Raw genomic sequence first — 18,302 nt, forward strand, 5'->3', positions numbered from 1 at the left:
TATCTGTAGTTCGTCAATTCTTGGATGACCTCTTTCAAATGATCGGAAATGAAAATGTTTGGCCTACCGTTGTCACTCTTCACTTTGAACAGAGTGGAGACAGCCCGTATGCCTTCTTTCAAGTGCTTCTGAGCTGCTTTAGCTGGCAAACCATTGGTCAGGTATGTCTTGATGTTGCTGGCGTTCTCTGAGTCACACCAGAATCGGCTGATTCTCCATTTCTTCATGAGCTCCTTGTCTTGAGCCACCCAGCAATCTGAACTGCCGGGAACAAGAATCTCCATCTGAGCCTTATAGATCGCATCCACGATCCACAACTCGCCATTGGCAGTCATTGCCCCGACGAGAGTAACACCGGGGTTTGTAAAGCCCCAGTCCTTGCCTGCCTCAATGTGAACAAAATGTCCGTCTTTGAACTTCTGCTCGCAAAGCGCGCGCGGTACGACATGAATCGAACGATTAAACTCTTCATAAACCTGCCCAAAAAATACATCGAACCGGGCGAAAATCTCCCGGTCCACATATCGTTTGGGCATGGTTTCAATCATGCGCTGAATATTCTTTTGCAACTCTGGTAATGGATTGTCCTTACTCGTCCAGTAAAAATTGCACCATTCAGGGTCATTACGATATTCGTCCAGTTGACCGCCTGCCTGCGTGTGCTGCCCGTTCAATACGATGTCATGATAAAACCAGTTCATTCCCTCAGGCGTAGTCGTCCAAACGCTCCAGCCGCCTTTATCAGCAAGAGCATAAGAGAGATATCCGCTCCAAGTCTGCTCCTTCATCTTGGAAGCCTCATCAAGCCATACGCCGTCCAGTCCTTTACCGACTAGCGTCTTCGGGTTGTCGGCAGATTTAAACTGAATGAGAATGTACCCTTTCAGCCACACCCGATTCTTAGATAAATCCCAACTCTCGATCATTTCCTCTGGAATGACCGCTCCCAGCTCTTCCTGCTGAATCTCTGACATGGAATATGTCGGAGACACACACCAATATTCAAGCCTTGGCTTGGGCTTCTTCATCACTTTTAGGTTTCGAGGGGGCTTGTATGGCAAACCTTTGTCTGCCTCAATATCTGATAGGACTTTATCGAAAAACTTCCGCGCTCCCACGTTCGTTTTCCCACCGCGACGACCGCAGTTCATGACTACGTTTCGGGCATCGCATTCCATGACTTCAATTTGTTTTTCATGAGGTGTCCAATCCGCGAATGGATCGAGGTCAAGTTCCAGACTTGTCACGCGACCACCTCCGGACGGTGATCTGCTTTTCAGGACCGCCGCCGTTGCTCAACAACTGTGCTTTGAGCTGTATTGCCTTCAATTTTTTGTCTTGGACTCTGGTCAGTGCTTCCTCAAGCGACAGGATATCTTCAATCGCTCGATACTCTGTCTCTTCAATTTCCGTAGTGACCAATTCGTCCCGAGTAATCACCATCATCTTTTGTTTCCCAGATTTATCGTCATGAACCTGCACTGGTTCCTTTGTGGTGACTCTTTGTTGAAGAACACGCCGCTGCTTTTCTGTTAGCCCATCCTTCAAGTCACGAATGCGGAGCATCATTTCGCGCTCACGCCATGTAAACAAACGGATTTCTTCATCCGCCTGCTGCACTGGATCGAGGTTGATCCTATCAAGCACCTCTGCTTGCTCTGGAGTCAAGGCGTCCATCCAAATCGATTGGAATTCGCCCGTCTTGACTGCATTGGTATTACGCTCTGGTGCGCCGCCTCCAGCACCGTGGAAACGGCAGACGTCCCAGCCGGGCTTAGCCCAGTTTTTGCATTGCTCGTCGCGCTGCTTACTCCTTGCTTTGCATCTTTTCTTTTCAGGATTCCTCGCCATCTACATGACCACCACCTCACCACTTCATGGGGTTGTTTTCAAAAAACAGAAAAAAAGTCTACCGGGGTCACCTCTTTATGAAGGGAGGTGATCCGTTTGATTAAATTTATCGTTATCCTCAGTGTGCTAATATTGCTTGGCTGCTACATTGAAGAACATCCGGTAGAGACTTTAATTGCATTGGGCATAATCATTTACATTTGGCTAAAAGGAGACTAAATTTCATCCTTTTGCAGCTCAATGTCTAACTCTATCAGCTTTTTCAGGTCATCTACTGTCTTGATCTCGATATGGCCTGATTGGAAATCCTTAACCCACTTTGCAATGGCTGCTTTCACAACTTTCCTGTATTGATCCTTCGATTCCATGATGCCTTCCATTACTTCGATTTGATATTGCAATAGAAGGTCAATAGATTCAGGAGAAGACTGTTCTGTAGTTGTTTTCATTGTGGCACCCTCGGCTTTCCTGTAAAATGGAAAATGAGATAGTGGCTATGAGGTTCCGTGGCCACGGGTTTCCACTATCTCAGCCGGGGTGACCTGGTTGCATGGGGGGACGTTCGCGCGTCTCCCTTTTGCTTATATTTAGAAAGGAAGTGCCTGCTATGACGCCTTACACATATGATCAATTCGTTGAAGATATAAGATCAGGTCGTGACATCGAGTTTATTTATAATAGCAACAGATACTCAATAACAAACACTCCGTTTGGTTATTCATTCACACGTTACTATGACGAGGATAGTGTCATTACTACAAAACAGCCAGATGAGTTGCTCTCTCTTGTTAAGTTAAATGGGCTGCCACTAAAAGAAGCGTGGCCCGATATCGAAATCGATATTATTTTCTAGCGCTTTGTCTCGTTAGCAACACAGGTTCAATGCCCGTCACTTCATAGTAACGTCGCTTGGTGACATCACAGAATTTCGGATCAAGCTCCATTGTTCTACAGATACGCCCCATCTGTTCACAGGTCATCAGTGTTGATCCACTGCCTCCGAAAAAGTCAGCCACCACGTCATCCTTCTTGCTGCTGTTTCCTATTGGAATGGCCAACAGTTCCAATGGCTTTTGAGTTGGATGGACGTACTTGCTTACATCCCCTCGCGATACCTCCCAGACTGTCTCCGGTTCTTCAATGAGTGAAGGTAATCCTGATTTCCAAACTGTGGTCTGCTTATAGTCTCCGTACCATGCTGGAGCCTGCCCTTTAAGATGAGCATAGAACACTGGCTCATGCTTGAACTTATATTGAGCAAATGACAAAGAAAAAGCGTTCTTAACCCAAATACACTGGGTGCGTGATACTATTCCGGCCTCGTTCATCTTGTTCTCAAATTCTCGCTGATAGCTAGAAGGATGGAAAACATAGATTGCTGCTTTCGGGTCCATGATTGATGCATAATTTGCAAACACAGCTTGAAGGAAGTCCTCAAATTGCTCCATGGGCATGTCATCATTCATGATGCTTTCTCTGCCGTCTGAAGCAAGTTCTGCTGAATCGCTCTTGAACGCAACGTTATAAGGAGGGTCCGTCACTACCAGAGCTGCCCGCTGACCATCCATCAGCCGTTTCACATCCTGCTGACTTGTGGCGTCTCCGCACATCAGAATGTGCCGCCCGAGTCTCCAGATATCCCCTAGCTTCGTCTCCGGTTCAATGATATCGTTTAATGCTTTCTCAACATCGAAATCATCTTCCTTGACTGGCTCATCTATCTCAATAGTAACGTACTCATTGATCAAGTCTGTAGCTTCCTCCAGGTCAAAACCTGTTAGCTCTACGTCCAAATCGCTCTCTTGCAGCTCCGCCAACACCTGGGCGAGCATCTCCTCATCCCAAGCACCGCTGATCTTGTTTAGAGCAATGTTGAGGGCTTTCTCTCGGATGTCATCCAAGTCCACAACAGAAACATTAACTTCCGTGGATCCCAATTCATTAACAAGTATCTTGAATCCTTGATGTCCACCGACGAGGTTCCCCGATCGCTCGTTCCAGACGAGCAGTTGCACGTATCCAAACTCTTGAATGGATCGTTTCAGCTTCTCATATTCGGGGTCTCCCGGCTGCAAATCTAATCGCGGATTATAAGGTGCCGGGTTAATTTTAGAGACTGATATTTTCCGTATGTCCATGCTGTTCAGCTCCTTCGTGGCAATAAAGTAAGAATAAAGAATATTGCCAGCTCTAAAATTGCTGTATGCTTTGATGCAGTTGGGCTGGTGCCGTGTTTTGCAGGTGTAATCAAATGACTACTATTCCAGCAGAAAAGTATATGTTTTGTTTCACCGCAAAAAATGGGGTTAAGACTTAGAGCCTCAAAGCTTGGCTGGCTATTGGCTTCTGGCGACCCCCTAGTCCAAATTAGGGTCTTCTCCTGCCTCCGTGATCTCCTGGCTAAATAGGTGCAGGAGCCACGCTTCTGCTGTCTTCCCGTTGAGAGAATACAGGGGATTGATTGCTAATGCTGACCGTCCTTCCAAGTCGGTTCGGCGCATGACGTGGAGCTCCATGAATTTCTTCACGATCTTGCGTGCTGTAGGATAGGAGCAGTTTGCAATGCGGGCAAGTTCTTTGACGGTAAGTGGCGTCCCCTTTTGTCCGCGCTCATTGTCGCCTTGCAGGAGGTTAGTTCCCTCGCTGGCATAAGGTGCGATCTTCAACAAAAAACCAGCCTCAGCGAGTGACAGCTTTCTGAGCCGTCGCTTTGCCTTTTGGCTGGCTTTGATCTTTACGAATTTTGAGCTGCGACCAACTGGACGAAATACTTTTACAATCTCGTCCGACCGGCGCAGCACTTCCTCCGTGTAGTATATTTCTCCTGTTACTGAGTCGACATACTGGCGCACTACATTTCACCCACCTCCAAAAGAAAAAGCACCACATGGGTGCTTTCGAAAATTACATAGGGAGTTTTCCATACTTCTTTAGAGCTTTGAAAATATTGCTCATCCCACTACCATTTCCACTGAAAAATACTCGGTTTCTGTTCTCATCATATTTACCACCAAATTCAACCCAAATATTAGATTGGTGTCTCCAATCAATACTACCCAGTCCAGCAATATAATCAGTTACATTTACTATGTTCTCTTTATTAAGAATGTAATAAATATACTTTCCTATTGCTTGAAAGGCCCCAGAATAACCAAGTATATATTTGCTTCTATCGTTACAATCAGTAGGAATAGCGCTGAAAACTTCATTTAAAATCTCATTGACAACTTCCTTTGTCGAATCGTAATTTTCTTCATTAAGTATTTGATCAGTATCATTAACAGCCCCACAGACAATATAACTTACTGCCTCTCTCAAAGTTGAAAGGAGTATGAATTTTTTATTTCTACCTTTTAATGTTGCCTTCTCGCTCTCTACCCCAATACTTCTTAGATGATCATTTTCTGACGCGAGTTCTCTAGCCATGCGATTGTAAAGATCAATTTTATCAAACTTTAAAGAAACTGATTTATTTGGCTTTGTACTTAGCAAATTAAGGTCGTGGAAGAGTTGTTGTTCACTTTCTATTGTCATATCAGAATAAATGACGACAGGAACTGTCATTTGTCTAAAGTAGTTCAACTTTTCTGTAAGCCGCTTCTTTTCTTCTCCAGTTGCAGCATCTACCTCTTTACTCAACAGTTTCAGAGCTAGTTTAATTCCTTCGAGTCGATGTTGCCCATCGTTCACAGATAAAGACGAATCAATATCAATAATTACTTGCTTTGATGTTTCATCATATCCTATTTCCCCTCGACAAGAAACTGTAAGTGCACTAAAGAACGAATAACTATCACCAGACAAGCCCTTTAATATATAATCTGCAATGCTCTTAACCCTTTTATGATTGATACTTCTTTGTACCTCTGGGAAAACATTGAAAAATCTATCGAGGGACCTAAACGGTACCATCGTAACATATGTTTTTCTCCCAAACTGATTTCCTTTTGCACCAGTAAAATTAAGATTAATTGCATCAGACATTTTTATTATGTTCCCTTCTTAGTTGTTAGTACGTAGCAATAGTTATATTAAAATACGAACAGTGTTATTCCAATATCAAAATTATTACCAACTCTATTCAAATTTTAACGAACTAATTCTTATTAATCTCACCAGCCCGCACAATCCGCTAGCAATGCAACTTATTATGCTGCACACCTAGCCTATCTACGCTCGTTGCAATTATGATCATTAGGATGCCTGACAGGAGCTACTTATAGCATAGTAGCTCCTCAACCCCATCACTCCATAGAAAAAGCCACCTGGTCAATTGCTCCAAGTGGCTCATTCACAATATTTTATGCTCTCATAATAACAGTGGTGAAGCCTAGTTTTGGTACAAGAAAGGTTCAGGTTTTGTACGAAAAATGCCCAATAGAAAAGACGGCTCAGATAATGGTAGCCGCCTTGAGGATGAATGTCACCCTATCAATTGCTCTGTTCTTGTGAAAGTCATAGGTGCTCTTTGGCAAGCGTAGCTCAAACTCATAGATTTGCTTATCCCGTTTTTGTTCGAAGAAGCATTTCCGAATGATCTCCCGTCCTTCTATCTGAAGTGCCCCTACTGCTCTTTCAATTGCCATGCACTTTTGCTCATAGTTGCGGATCATCAACGGACGTTCTTCCCTGAGAATGATTGTGTTGCCTACAACGTCATGTAGAGTACCACGCCCATCAATATCCCCTCTCGTGCCATTTCCCTCGATATTTGCCATATCTATATCCGTGAAGTCGTACTGCTCAGGGAAATACTTCTCAACAGTGTAAATCTCCACGGCAGCTTTCATCGATGGGTAGGCTTTTAATAGCGCACGCGCTCTCTCTTTGTCTTCAGCATTAACGAACAAATCTAATTGTGCGCTCATCTTTCCAATTCCCCCTCGTGACAGCCCATGCTATAATGTTTTTGCCGAACATATATACGGGCTCCCTACTGGGGGCTATTTTTTTGAAATATTATGTTGATTCCTAATCTTGTTCATCTGCTTCTTAGACAATGCCAGTGCGTTAGATTATTTTTCGGGAAGAGAGTTTACGTAACCGAATCGATTTCGCCAGAACCCGACTTCCCGACATTAGATATCTGTCTCCGGCGGTCCATGTGTGACTCTTTTTGTTTTTTCTACGAACCGCAATGTAATTACGAGGAGCAGAAGCGTAAATTTTATAGCCTCTTGCTCGGCTGGCTCTTATAAATCTTCCATCTTCCCCTAGTGAAACGTTAGCAAAACGTACACGTTTGAATACACGTTTTCTAAATAATATGGTTCCCCCTGCAAGCGCCCCTACGAACTTATTCTGCTGTTTAGGGAAACGTAAAATTAGTAGCTTTCTTGCTTCGAGATAAGCCATATATGCCCGCTTCCCAACAATGTCAGCTCCTGTACGATGAAGATCATTCATTTGCTGTTTTAAATAATATGGTGAGTAGTAATCGTCATCATCGAACTTTGCGATAAATTGGTATTTCGTTTTGCTGACCGCATAATTTAAGCATCTGCCCAAAGAGACCCTTTCTGGAACTTTGTAGATAGAAATGTTCTTATATCCCCGCACTTTTTTTCGGCATTTTTCCAAGCTCATGCTATCTTTATTAATCACAATTACCAACTCTTTTACCCGAAACAACTGGGTCTTATAATTAGCGATGATATTATTAAAAAAATGTGGTCGATTCGTGCAAGTAATAATGGAAACTCCGCCACGAATGCTGTTTTTATTTTTCCTCATCGCTCATCCCCCTTTTTGAAAGTTTGTATATACTTTATGCAAACTCCTATAAGAGGGAAAGGTACAACTCTACATGGAGAACATACAATTTTCTCTTTTGTTATGAACCTTATAGGAGCTCAGGGTTATCGTAGATGTTACCCATGACTTCGCACTTATTTAGGTAAATCTGGGTGAATAAAAGATATCCGTCATTACCCAATACAGTCTTTCCCTTCAACGCATACTGGCAATCGCCTGTGAACATGACATAGCCGTTCCAGACCTTCCTGTTCGTGTGTATGGAGGCGTCCACGAACTTTTTGGTAGTCATGGACGCCGTTATCCAGAGTAGCCTTATTTCTTCCCATTCCAGGGCGGCAATGCTCCGCCTATTTTCCAGTTGTTCACCTGTGGATTAACGATGGACTGCTTGATATATTCGTTTTCCTGACTTGTCGCTATAAATTTTCGTCTCCAAGGATGGTTTGGCGCTGGTTTAACGGCTGTCATATGATCCCGCCTTTCTAGGTGAGAGGAGCGGCTTTACGCTGCCCCCGGTTCCTCACCGTTTTGCTTCGCCATATGTTCAGTAACGAGTTTCTTGTATTTCGCCCAGGCCGCTTGTAGTTTGGAAGAAGAGGTGCCGATCGAAGATGCAATCTTAATCCAGGTTTCGCCATTTTGTTTTCGTGCAAGCAATGCGGGGAAGTCATACTCCGTTTCTTCAAACGCTGGGGCTTGTCCGCTCAAGATGAATGCCACCAGTTTATCCTTGTCGATTGCGGTAACAGCATCATCTTGTTTGTTTTCCTCCTGATCGCCTTCACTCGTTTTGTCATCGGTTTCTTCTTGGCTTTGCTGCTCTGGATCAGGTGTGTTATTATCCGAGTCTTCCCTTTGAATCGAGGTGTTTTCAGATCCTTCCTCGTTTTCAGAGGATTCGTCGCCTTCCTTCTCCAGGTCACCAGTATCTTTGTTGTCTTCCTCGCTGTTTCCGCTAACTTGAGTTACCACTCCATACTGATCGGTTGTGACGGATAAACCGCGAAGTTCTTCTCTTTCATTCTCGTCAAACTCCATAGCCATTTGTGGATTGCCAAGATTTACAGTCACTTTGTCCCCGATCATATCTACTAATTTCACTAGTGAAGTTGGCTCAATGTTACCGACTAGCTCCAAACTCAAAACCATTTTTTTATCATCCGTTGCCATTTTCTTTACCATTGCCGTAAATTGTGCTTGATTGCTCATTTTCCACACTCTCCCTTGGATTAGAATTCAATGGCCATCTGATTTTCTGATGGCTCGTTTTTTTGTGCTGACGTGTCTCTTAGGATCAGACCACCAACTATCGGCTCTATTTCGATACGTGGGTTACCCCGATCAATTTGAAAATCCATATACTGAATTAATGCCTGACTGTCGTTTCTGTAGAGGATGCCTTCAAAAGCATCTGCCCAAGCTTTATCAGTGTTATGGCAGTCTTTCTCTCTGGCATCATTCCAGAAAATCCATGTGCGAAGAATTACCTTTCTGGTCTCAATCATCACCCAATCGTTATCCATGGCCCATTCAAGAGCAGCCTCAGCAACAAGCTGTTTGTAAATCCCTCCCCACTTCCCGAGAGTTGGCTTATTCTTGACGATGGTGTACAAATGGTTCCAAGAAGGAACGACCCAGACATTCTCCATTTTCTTCGTCTTCTTATTGCGTCGTCTCTTCTCCATCAGCAAGGGGATAATCAGCCGTTGCACATTTATGCCCCTTTCTTGATCGTCTTTGTATTACCGGAGAAACGATGGATTAAAACTAGCTCTGTCGTGCTATCGCGCTCGACCAGCCAATTTGCTGGGTTTAAATTACGTGCTTCCAATTCTTTTTTTTGCCGCCTGTTTGGGCGTTTGCCTTGCTTCATGTCTGCTCTCCTCCCCGTTTCACTATGTAAACGAAATCCTTGTCCGACCGATCTGCTTTAAATTCCGGATACCTGTCTGTGTAAGCTTTCCACCATTGGCGCATTGCTGCTGACCGCTCTTTATCGTTTTGTATCAACTGTAGTTGCTGAGGAATTGGTACCTTTACTGGAATTTCACCTGACAGCCCTTTGGCTAGCTCCTCCATGGCTTGTCCTTGTCCTTGTCCTCTTCCTCGTCTTCAACTTCCTGGGGGACATCAGCAATGGACAACTGACGCGGGGTCAAATCAACGAACTTGTTGAACTCTTTCAAAAACGCCAGCTCCACAGTTCCAGTAGGACCGTTTCGATGTTTAGCAATATTGACTTCGACGATATTTTTTTGCTCGGACTCTTTGTTGTAATAATCATCCCGGTAAAGAAAAGCAACGATATCGGCGTCCTGTTCGATCGAACCCGATTCTCGGATGTCTGAAAGCATTGGACGCTTGTCCTGCCGCTGCTCAACGCCACGGCTAAGCTGTGACAACGCGATGACTGGCACTTTCAACTCACGGGCTAAGTTCTTCAACGCTTTTGAAATCTCAGAGACTTGTTCCTGACGATTTGCCTTTGTCTTGGAATGAATCAATTGCAAGTAATCAATCAGGATCAACCCAAGTCCTTTTTCCTTCTGTAATTTGCGGCATTTTGTACGAATGTCATGGACGGTTACTCCGGGAGTGTCGTCAATGTATATGGGGGCATTCCCTAATAGCCCAATTGCTTTCGTAAGCTTCTCCCAGTCTTCCTCTTCCAGCCCTCCGACTTTCAGTTTCTGAGCATCGATCAAACCTTCTGCGCAAAGCATTCGTTGCACCAGTTGGCTGGCCGACATTTCAAGTGAGAACACCGCCACAGTCTCACCAGCGTGCGCTACGTTCTGTCCGACATTTAATGCAAAAGCTGTCTTCCCTACGGAGGGTCGTGCTGCTAGGATGATCAAGTCAGATTTTTGGAAGCCACCTGTTAATTCGTCCAACTCCCTATATCCAGAAGGAACACCTGTTATATCTGTCTTTTGGGTACTAAGCAGATAAATCTTGTCGTAGGTTTCAACCAGGACTTCTCGAATCGGAATGAATTCATTACCTGTCCTACTACGCTCATTAATTTCTGAAAACTGCTGCTCAGCTATTGCAACAAGTTCCTGAGATGATTCAGCGTCATACCCGTCTGCCACAATACGAGTTGCAGTCTTGATGATTCTTCGTAGCTCAGCCTTTTCCCGAACAATTCGAGCATAATAATCAATGTTGGCGGCAGTTGGTACCGAACCCGCAAGATCTGTCAGGTATGTAACCCCGCCTACATCATCCAGTAATTTTTTGTCTTGTAGTTCCGCTGTCACGGTTACGAGGTCAACCGGCTCGCCTTTGTTAAAGAGACCAGCCATGGCAGCAAAAATTCGCACATGCGCGGTTTTATAAAAATCATCTGGTTGTAGGATTTCGCTTGCTGTTTCGTACGCGTCTTTGGCGAGAAAGATGGCGCCAAGCACCGACTGCTCTGCCTGTACATTTTGTGGTGGTAGTCTCTCTTCGAACAAAGTCTCACCTTCGATCTCATAAATCGCGTAATCTGTAGTTCAGCTTCCCTATCTCCCCAGCAGTCATTTCGTCTGGCGTATAGAGCGCCTTCCCTATGTTTGGCCTACTCATCTCAAATAGGCGGCTCGCTGTCGCTTCTCCAAGGGCAGGTATTAACTCGTAGTAATATTCCGATGTCCATATCGTTGGTTTGTGGTGAAAATGCCTGTACTCAATCAGTCCATACATCTCGTCGTAAACTGCCTTTGAAACTTCGGGATACCCTTTCCTTTCATCCGGTTTCCCTTTCAGAATGTCGTCTATCAAAAGCACCTCTGCCATCTGAAGACCTTCTCGAATCCGTTGAACATCTGATGATCCAGCGTCATAGCGACTGAACATCTCTTTGAAGCCATTTACGAAATTGAAATAGAGTACCTGAATGCCTTTCTTCACCATGAGATTGTTGGCAACGGCAAAGGCGGCATGTGACTTCCCAGAACCTGACGCGCCAACTAAACCAAGTGAATGACCTTCCTCTTTGTGCCGTATTTCCTCGAAGTCCTTGGCATACGTATAAGCCTTTTGATACAACTCTAGGTGACGCTGATCTCCAGACCAATCAACAAAATTTCCAAACGTTTTCCGCTGAAAATCTTCCGTGATGTTCGAGGACCGTAAAATCTTTTGAAGCCGTTTCTTGTCCCGACACTTACACTGTTCGTACATTGGTGTACCAGCTATTAGGACCAAATACCCCTCTTGGTCTTTGCACCGTTTACACTCATACACTGGCTTTTGCTTGATCTCGTTTACGGAGGAAGTCTGCTGCACTTGGTGGTGCTTGAGTTTGTCGAGCACCAACTGCCACTCTTGAAGAGCGCTGTTGATTGCCTCCATCTACCACACCTCCACTTTCTGATCCGTGAAGGGGAACAACCTTCTTCCGCTTCCTCTCACGCTCATGGATTATCACGTCTCTTACCACTTTTACACCTGCTTCTGCCCAATTGTTTAAGGTCTTCCAGAGGTAATTCTTCGGGCTATCGGTGGCCTCTTGCTTGGTGTGTTCTAAGGCAGCGAGAATGACTTCTGGAGCCATGCCATCATCGTCTTGATAACTGGACAAGCGTTCTCGATCCATTGCAGACATTCCCCGAAACATGGACTGCCATAAATCGCAAATTTGAAACCAAGTATCAGGTTCAACATTTTCTATCTCTCTATCTATCCTTCTATCTATCTTTCTATCCTTCATAAAAGAAACTCGGTTGTCAGGAAAGTTGTCAGGTAGGTTGTCAAGCAACCTGTCAGGTAGGTTGTCAGTTTCATCGACGTGGTTGCTTGACAGGTTTGCTAAGTTGTCAGGAAACCTGTCAGTTTGATCGACGTACTTGTTTGACAACTTGGGGAAGTAAGTTTCGTTTAAGGTGTATGTTCCACCCGATTTTCCCTTTTGAGATTTGTAGCTTGTGAGTATTCCGAGCTGTAAAAGGGTGTTCCGATTTTTGTTTAGCGTTTCTCTATTTTTGATCCCGGTTAGGAACATCAGCTCATCATTGGTCATATCGAAAGTCCACTGCTGATTCAGCTCAAGAAAGCGCAATTCAAGCACCTGCATCATGATGAATCCAAGCGGCCCGACTTTTTGGATTCCACCAATGGGTCGTATCCGTTCCAATACTTCCGGTCTTCTCATACCATGTCCCCCTCCTTCCTTATGAAACTTTGCGATCCCGAACCAGTTCCAGAAAAGTCACTGTTACCTCCCAGGGAGGCTGGTTTCTTTTATTGATGCACCTCAGTAGCGCCCAACGTTGACCATCGCGCCAGAAGGTTTTTGAGACCTTCCAGCGCATGAACCGAAGCTCGTATTCTTGACCTTTCATTTGGACTCACCCCACCGATCTAACCTTGGGAAAATAAGTCTGCTTGATTATCATTGTTTGTCGCTGACCCCGACTGCTGGTTATCTGCATCTTGGTGCTCTGGCACTTCCTCAACCGCGTATGCTTCCGCATCAATCCAAGCGACAGTTGACATATCTTCTGCTATCTCATGTTTCACAGTGCCTTCTTGTTCGACTACACGCGCATCATCAACACTGATAGGCAAGTACTTCCAAGCTCTACGGATAACCGTTTTCTTTGCCATTTCCTCATAGTGGTCTTTCCATGGACCTGTTGCCTGTTTTTTATTGTTGTCATACGACTTTGAGGACATCATGACCGTATCGATTTCCGCCTTGCTCATCACTTCGATGTAATGACCCCCACCAGTGAAATGAGCGATCATGTAAACCAATTTCATCTGGCCTCTTTCGCCATTTACGCATGGTTTATGAGTCAGTTTTTCTTCCAAGCCGTATTCAAATTGGAATTCATCATTTTCATAAACAATTCGAGCAGCGATTGATTGGATGTTACCGCTCCGTCTAGCCAGCTCAATCATGCCCTTGTACGAAATAATGAATGTAGCCTCGAAAGACTTTAATTTGTTTGACCAAAAAGGGACTAAGTAGCAATGTCCTAATACTCCTGGCTCAAGACCAAGCTGAGCCGACTGCATCAATGCTGACATCAGCGATGGAGCACTACATTTCATGAGCGTAGGGTTTGTTCTAATGCAGAATGTTGCGATCCGTAGGAACTTGTTTACATCCATGTTGTTCCCAGCGGCTTGAGCAAATTGGTTCTTTCTGGATTCAATCAGATCAAAAATCGTTGTCTCCTTTTTCTCAGGAGAGTTGTTGCCTGTTCGTTCGGCAAGCTTTCCAGCCATATCTTGCGGGTTCCCCATCCATTCGACCTCCTATGATGATTTTGGTAGGTAAAGCCGTGTATGTGCCTTTTTCACAAAGCTTATTTGTTTCTCAGCGATCACGGACCGCGTAACTTTCTTTTCACCGATCCAACCAATGGCGTAATCTTTCATGGCGTACATAATCTTGTTTTGTGCCTCAGCTTTCAGCAGTTCATATTCCTTGATCTTTGCTGCTGCTTTGTGATACTGGTCAAGCCACTCCATAGCCTCATTGGGAAGAATGATTTCTTGCCCGTTAGACTCTGGGTAAAGTTGCTTGATCATATCCGCTGTTGTCTCAGCCCCGTCCATCGCTGGGGGAATATCCTCTTCAACCAGTCGCCAAAAATCAGACTCGATTTTGATAAGATGGGAAATTACCTCGTCATTCCGATCAACACGCTTGTGACGGAAATCATTGCCGCCGATCAGAACAGCGATGTAGGCGAACTGTAGGCCAGTTACAGCGAGGTAATGCTGAACCTGCAAGTAATAATGGTCGGGAATCTTTTCGTCGTCCCATTCGGAAGCAAAGTATTTGTCAGCAGTCTTGCACTCTAAGACTCCTTGTTTCCCGTTCTCGTAGATCAATCTATCGAGGTTAGCCAGCATGAATGGATAATCTCGATGTTGGAGCATTTCATGAATTGGCTCGACTTTTAATCCAGTTCGTTCTGCAAATTCATCAGCGACAACTGGTTCTAGCTTTCGCCCAAACCGAGCTGCTTGTGATTCCTCTTGTGAGGGCTCAACCTTACCCGTCTTTTCGAGCCAAACGGAAATCGGAGAACGATACTTGCTAAATCCTGCGACAGAGCCAGCGTCTGATCCGCCCAAGCCTTTTTTTCTCAACTGGAGCCATTCTTGATACGGTATGTTGTCCGTGGAGACCAGTTTTAAAGCTCCCACAGAACCACTCCCTCTTGTGTTAAATCACTTGATAAGCTACGATTAACTTGATTCCCAATCGTGCTTTAAGACCGAAGACTCAGCGCTGTAACGCTGGGTCTTTTACTTTTCTTCTTGGCAATCCTCGCAAGTTCTTGGATGTCCAGGTTCCTCAAAATCGTCCATATATGCCCCGCATACTTGGCAAAGCAAACCAGATAGAATCATTTCTGCCACTTGCCCCACTCTTCACACCTCCTCTCGATTTAGTCGCGAGGCGCCGCCGTCCCAACCTCTACGGCAGCCGTTGTAGTTCCTTGCCTACGCCACGTCTTGACCTCGCTATGTATTACTTGGAGGTTCGAACCTCCGTGGAAAACTCAGCTCACGTGCGACTCTCAGATTTTGAAAGGTCAGCCGAATTTTCCACGCAGGGCCGAAGCCCGCGTTACTTTATCAAGCGTCTTGCCTGTTCCCTTATCCCCTCTACGAAATCCTCGTGATTCATCGTTGCTTTCCCCTCAACAAGAAGCTCCAATTCTTCGATAACATCCCGTACCGTCCATTCAAGCCCGCTGTCATCAACATCAAAAGCTAAGGGTTCCAATTGCCGCTGTCTGTTCGGCTCTGTCCGTTCGACGTGCTCCGGAAAATCAAGCAGTTGCTGCATGGATCACAACCTCCTCTGGCTGTTTTACTGGTTTCAAGCTATTTAGAAAGTTGCGTAGACGCTCAATCTCGTCCCAGTTTTGCAAGATAACCTCTTGCCCCTCAGTCACTTTGGAGAATTCGCTGATTTTCAAACTTCCGTTTGCCGTAAATGCGGCCCAGCGATCCCCTTTCGAATCAATGTTTTCTACTGCGATAATGCCTCTATCTAAAAGCGATTTACTCATGGGCTTGTCCTCCTCTACACAGTTGTGGTATTCTTCTGATACAGTGTTTTTCTAAGCCGTCCGTTCGTCGCGGGCGGTTTTTTCATATTTCAGGAATGCTGCAACTTCCCTTGCTTTCAAGAGAACCGCTTTCCGCTTGCCCTTCACCATTACATAAGGCGCTTTAAAAAATCGACTCTCCCGCTTTGCCTTTATCTGACGTAGTCGAGAAGCAAGCCACAAAGCTTCTGACGCCTTGCTGTCTGACAATCCCCTACCTTCTTCGACTGCTCTTTCCAATGCTTTTGCTGTTTGTTCAAGCTGTTCTTCGTCTAAATAACCAGGCTTACCGCAGTACATTTCAAACAGTGTATTTGCTGTTGAAATTATTCGTTTGCCTTGCCATTCATCACCCTCACGATCAAGCCTGACCTTTTCTTTTACCAAAGCTCCAATTACTATGAACAACTGCTCTTTATCAAAAACCATGTACTGATCACTCATGACGTCCTGCCCCTTTCATTACTTTTATAAAACCTTTGCTCAAAAGCTTTGTTTTGTGTTTCGTCCATTGAGCTATCCAGCCTAACTTCGATTCTTTTGTGATCACCGCCGCCATGTGTGTTGTGGATGTAACCACGTCCAATGTCTCTTGGATCAAGTGTTCAATCTGATGCTTTTCTGATGTACTCCATGTGGACGGCGGTTTTAAAAGGATGGGCTGGGCCCGCCTTATGGCTAGTAGCAGCTCCTCGACTTCCTCAACCGTTTTAGCTACCACTGTATGCCTATTTAATTCCACATTGTCGCCGTCCAAAAGGATTGGGCTTGTACCTGATGTCGATTCATAAGCGGCTGCTATGGCTAAGAACGGATTGTTTGTCACTTGTACAGCTTTCGACTTAACATCGGGCGGCGTCATAATTCTTCCCGTGGTGTATGAAGAAACTGCCTCTCGGCTTACATTAGCTTCAAAGCCGAAAGCTAACTGTGTCATGCCAGCCTCTTGAAGTGACTGACCTAACTGTCTACCAAAGTCGCTCATGTGTTCGCACCATCCTTACCAGCGTTATTCTTTTTTCGATGTACAATGAATCCAAGCTCACTTTCCAGACTCCCCCTCGGCAACCATATGAGCCGAGGGCTTTCTTTTGCTGATCAGTTCATGCAATTTTTCTTTGTAAGCGAGAAGCTTAGGATGCCGACGTTCTCGCTTCTCTCGTGGCCATTTTGCTGATTCCTTGACTTTCTTGGTGTACCAGCCAATTCTTTTAACCAAATGATCGAGTTTATCCAAATTGATCACCTCACTTTCATCACACAACTGCATGCAGCGTCGAGTCTTAGCAGTGACCCCACCTGACCTTGTTTCACCCTTACCCAGCGAAATGGTGGAATGTATTATGGCGCGGCTCATATCATCGCTCGCTCCCGCTCTTCGGCGCTCTATGCAGTTGTGTGGTTTTTCCCGGAGCAGTTTTACAGCTTCACCAAAAGGAACGTGTACCGTCCGTTTTTCTTCTCGACGTCGTATAGCGTCCAGCCTTCTTAAAGCAGATCGTTTGCTTCTTTGGTGCTGGTGGTTTCATACAGGGCCTTTATTTCGGAGTAGTTCACTGATTTACCACCCTCTTCACTACGTGAACCTCATCGGTCGTCATCGTTGCGATCGCAGCCTTACACGCCGCGACCAAGTATGGAAAATCTTCTGGGCGATCCCCCAGCACCCTTGTTGGATCTTTGCGACTTACAACCCTGTGGCCTACAACCCGGATTTGTGGACGTTGTTTTTTCATGAGTTAACTCCTTTCAAGCTGGAACACCGCTGTCACACGAATGTGACAGATCATCCAAAAAAAATATGTCTTCAAATGTATGATCTGGAAAAGCTGACAGTACTTTAGCGATAAAATCCTCTCCAAGGGAAAAGCGTTTATCACTTGGGGGAAGTTTTGCACGCCATAACTGACTTCTAGAAACACCTATGAATTCAGCAAATCTCTTGTCAGTAAACTTCAACTTATGCCTAAGATCATCAAGTACACCGGGTTTTAAAAGAACCTTCACTGTTGCACCCCCTTGTCTCACGCTTGTTACACAATTAATTTAACACGGTCGTAACATGCTTGCAACAACAAATTTCACGTATGATACAAAAAACGTTTCATGAATGCAACATTTTTTGTTATGATGAGGATGGTGATGTGACTATGAACCTAAAAGAGTTCGGTATTTTCTTTGCTGAACTGAGAGAAAAAAGTGGATATAGGAGTCAGCGAGAGCTTGCCGAAAAATCAGGGGTGAGTCACTCCACGATCAATCGGCTTGAGGCTGGAACAAACAAAACCAGTATTGAGACTCTAAAATCACTCGCTCCATATCTCAAAGGAATAGAGTACAATGAACTAATTAAAAAAGCTGGTTATTTAGAAGAAACTAGCACCCTCTCATCCACAGCAAAAAGGATTCCTCAAAATGAGAACGCCCCAGTCCAAGGCTTGGCTTTTATCGATGGCGGAGTGGAAGAACTAGATGAGGAAGAAATGGACTACCTCAAAGAAAGCCTAGAGCTATTTAGGAGAATGAAAGAACGGAAAGCAAAGGAACGCAAAGGAAAATAGCAACTAATCTACAAACATGCCCTAAAAAGGGCATTAATTTTAACCGATAAACCGAACAAATGTTTGT

27 protein-coding genes are annotated in these 18,302 nt (G+C 44.8%); 2 read left to right on the forward strand and 25 right to left on the reverse strand.

The window, feature by feature from the left end; all coding sequences use genetic code 11:
* From ASG16_RS00470 to ASG16_RS00480, 3 genes are all read right to left on the reverse strand, one after another.
* Nucleotides 1–1,247, reverse strand: a 1,247-nt coding sequence (locus tag ASG16_RS00470) for a terminase large subunit domain-containing protein (protein WP_111914332.1), incomplete at its 3' end; no start/stop codon positions are given.
* The gene (locus tag ASG16_RS00475; RefSeq protein WP_056495846.1) at nucleotides 1,228–1,851 is read right to left on the reverse strand and encodes a putative phage terminase small subunit; all 624 of its coding nucleotides are present in this window, start codon (nucleotides 1,849–1,851) and stop codon (nucleotides 1,228–1,230) included. The genes ASG16_RS00470 and ASG16_RS00475, both read right to left, overlap by 20 nt.
* A gap of 215 nt (nucleotides 1,852–2,066) precedes the next feature.
* Nucleotides 2,067–2,300 (reverse strand): hypothetical protein, encoded by a 234-nt coding sequence (locus ASG16_RS00480; RefSeq protein ID WP_056495843.1) that lies wholly within the window; start codon nucleotides 2,298–2,300, stop codon nucleotides 2,067–2,069.
* Between the two features lie 101 nt (nucleotides 2,301–2,401).
* Between ASG16_RS00480 and ASG16_RS00485 the strand changes: the two genes are divergently transcribed.
* Entirely contained in the window at nucleotides 2,402–2,704 is a 303-nt protein-coding gene (locus ASG16_RS00485) for a hypothetical protein (RefSeq protein ID WP_133257441.1), read from the forward strand.
* On the opposite strand, the gene ASG16_RS00490 is transcribed toward ASG16_RS00485, so the two are convergent.
* The 22 genes from ASG16_RS00490 to ASG16_RS00590 all read right to left on the reverse strand — a co-directional run bounded on the left by ASG16_RS00490 (nucleotide 2,694) and on the right by ASG16_RS00590 (nucleotide 17,681).
* Nucleotides 2,694–3,989, reverse strand: coding sequence for a site-specific DNA-methyltransferase (locus ASG16_RS00490; protein ID WP_111914334.1), 1,296 nt, complete (start codon nucleotides 3,987–3,989; stop codon nucleotides 2,694–2,696). The two genes, ASG16_RS00485 and ASG16_RS00490, sit on opposite strands and share 11 nt — an antisense overlap.
* Before the next feature lie 219 nt (nucleotides 3,990–4,208).
* Entirely contained in the window at nucleotides 4,209–4,703 is a 495-nt protein-coding gene (locus ASG16_RS00495; RefSeq protein WP_056495835.1) for a hypothetical protein, read from the reverse strand.
* A 52-nt stretch (nucleotides 4,704–4,755) separates the two neighbouring features.
* Nucleotides 4,756–5,835 carry a DNA sulfur modification protein DndB gene (locus ASG16_RS00500; protein WP_056495824.1) on the reverse strand — a complete coding sequence of 360 codons (1,080 nt, stop codon included), beginning with the start codon at nucleotides 5,833–5,835 and terminating at the stop codon, nucleotides 4,756–4,758.
* Between the two features lie 407 nt (nucleotides 5,836–6,242).
* Complete coding sequence (locus ASG16_RS00505) at nucleotides 6,243–6,719, reverse strand: ArpU family phage packaging/lysis transcriptional regulator (RefSeq protein ID WP_056495821.1); 477 nt, start codon at nucleotides 6,717–6,719, stop codon at nucleotides 6,243–6,245.
* A gap of 142 nt (nucleotides 6,720–6,861) precedes the next feature.
* Nucleotides 6,862–7,584, reverse strand: coding sequence for a glycosyltransferase (locus tag ASG16_RS00510; protein WP_056495818.1), 723 nt, complete (start codon nucleotides 7,582–7,584; stop codon nucleotides 6,862–6,864).
* A gap of 109 nt (nucleotides 7,585–7,693) precedes the next feature.
* Entirely contained in the window at nucleotides 7,694–7,897 is a 204-nt protein-coding gene (locus tag ASG16_RS00515) for a YopX family protein (RefSeq protein ID WP_056495815.1), read from the reverse strand.
* A 212-nt stretch (nucleotides 7,898–8,109) separates the two neighbouring features.
* Nucleotides 8,110–8,817 (reverse strand): hypothetical protein, encoded by a 708-nt coding sequence (locus tag ASG16_RS00520; protein ID WP_056495812.1) that lies wholly within the window; start codon nucleotides 8,815–8,817, stop codon nucleotides 8,110–8,112.
* A gap of 20 nt (nucleotides 8,818–8,837) precedes the next feature.
* Entirely contained in the window at nucleotides 8,838–9,320 is a 483-nt protein-coding gene (locus tag ASG16_RS00525; protein WP_056495809.1) for a RusA family crossover junction endodeoxyribonuclease, read from the reverse strand.
* A gap of 2 nt (nucleotides 9,321–9,322) precedes the next feature.
* A complete protein-coding gene (locus ASG16_RS30790; protein WP_167385124.1) occupies nucleotides 9,323–9,481 on the reverse strand; it encodes a DUF6906 family protein in 159 nt (52 codons plus the stop codon).
* Nucleotides 9,482–9,674: 193 nt separating this feature from the next.
* Complete coding sequence (gene dnaB, locus ASG16_RS00535; protein ID WP_056495804.1) at nucleotides 9,675–11,069, reverse strand: replicative DNA helicase; 1,395 nt, start codon at nucleotides 11,067–11,069, stop codon at nucleotides 9,675–9,677.
* A 16-nt stretch (nucleotides 11,070–11,085) separates the two neighbouring features.
* On the reverse strand, nucleotides 11,086–11,949 hold the full coding sequence (locus ASG16_RS00540; RefSeq protein WP_082517316.1) for an ATP-binding protein: 864 nt from the start codon (nucleotides 11,947–11,949) through the stop codon (nucleotides 11,086–11,088).
* Complete coding sequence (locus ASG16_RS00545; protein ID WP_056495799.1) at nucleotides 11,834–12,748, reverse strand: DnaD domain-containing protein; 915 nt, start codon at nucleotides 12,746–12,748, stop codon at nucleotides 11,834–11,836. The genes ASG16_RS00540 and ASG16_RS00545 overlap by 116 nt, the downstream gene beginning before the upstream one ends.
* 209 nt (nucleotides 12,749–12,957) lie before the next feature.
* Nucleotides 12,958–13,848 (reverse strand): recombination protein RecT, encoded by an 891-nt coding sequence (gene recT, locus ASG16_RS00550; RefSeq protein ID WP_056495796.1) that lies wholly within the window; start codon nucleotides 13,846–13,848, stop codon nucleotides 12,958–12,960.
* A 12-nt stretch (nucleotides 13,849–13,860) separates the two neighbouring features.
* Nucleotides 13,861–14,760, reverse strand: coding sequence for a YqaJ viral recombinase family nuclease (locus tag ASG16_RS00555; RefSeq protein WP_056495793.1), 900 nt, complete (start codon nucleotides 14,758–14,760; stop codon nucleotides 13,861–13,863).
* A gap of 102 nt (nucleotides 14,761–14,862) precedes the next feature.
* The gene (locus ASG16_RS31465; RefSeq protein WP_255344490.1) at nucleotides 14,863–14,985 is read right to left on the reverse strand and encodes a hypothetical protein; all 123 of its coding nucleotides are present in this window, start codon (nucleotides 14,983–14,985) and stop codon (nucleotides 14,863–14,865) included.
* Nucleotides 14,986–15,187: 202 nt separating this feature from the next.
* Nucleotides 15,188–15,409, reverse strand: coding sequence for a hypothetical protein (locus ASG16_RS00560; RefSeq protein WP_056495790.1), 222 nt, complete (start codon nucleotides 15,407–15,409; stop codon nucleotides 15,188–15,190).
* A complete protein-coding gene (locus tag ASG16_RS00565; RefSeq protein ID WP_056495786.1) occupies nucleotides 15,393–15,635 on the reverse strand; it encodes a hypothetical protein in 243 nt (80 codons plus the stop codon). The genes ASG16_RS00560 and ASG16_RS00565 overlap by 17 nt, the downstream gene beginning before the upstream one ends.
* A gap of 51 nt (nucleotides 15,636–15,686) precedes the next feature.
* Nucleotides 15,687–16,118, reverse strand: a complete 432-nt coding sequence (locus tag ASG16_RS00570; protein ID WP_056495783.1) for a hypothetical protein — start codon at nucleotides 16,116–16,118, stop codon at nucleotides 15,687–15,689.
* Nucleotides 16,111–16,659, reverse strand: coding sequence for a hypothetical protein (locus ASG16_RS00575; protein ID WP_056495780.1), 549 nt, complete (start codon nucleotides 16,657–16,659; stop codon nucleotides 16,111–16,113). Before ASG16_RS00575 ends, ASG16_RS00570 begins: the two co-directional genes overlap by 8 nt.
* Nucleotides 16,660–16,716: 57 nt before the next feature.
* Nucleotides 16,717–17,031, reverse strand: coding sequence for a hypothetical protein (locus ASG16_RS00580; protein WP_241970661.1), 315 nt, complete (start codon nucleotides 17,029–17,031; stop codon nucleotides 16,717–16,719).
* A 196-nt stretch (nucleotides 17,032–17,227) separates the two neighbouring features.
* Nucleotides 17,228–17,410, reverse strand: coding sequence for a hypothetical protein (locus tag ASG16_RS00585; protein ID WP_056495774.1), 183 nt, complete (start codon nucleotides 17,408–17,410; stop codon nucleotides 17,228–17,230).
* Nucleotides 17,411–17,423: 13 nt separating this feature from the next.
* Nucleotides 17,424–17,681: a hypothetical protein gene (locus ASG16_RS00590; RefSeq protein WP_056495772.1), complete on the reverse strand. Its 258-nt coding sequence runs from the start codon at nucleotides 17,679–17,681 to the stop codon at nucleotides 17,424–17,426.
* Between the two features lie 59 nt (nucleotides 17,682–17,740).
* On the opposite strand from ASG16_RS00590, the gene relB reads away from it, so the two are divergent.
* Entirely contained in the window at nucleotides 17,741–18,235 is a 495-nt protein-coding gene (gene relB, locus ASG16_RS00595) for a type II toxin-antitoxin system RelB family anti-toxin (RefSeq protein WP_126435511.1), read from the forward strand.
* Nucleotides 18,236–18,302 lie beyond the last annotated feature (67 nt).

This window comes from Brevibacillus sp. Leaf182, from assembly GCF_001423865.2.
GTDB lineage: Bacteria > Bacillota > Bacilli > Brevibacillales > Brevibacillaceae > Brevibacillus > Brevibacillus brevis_C.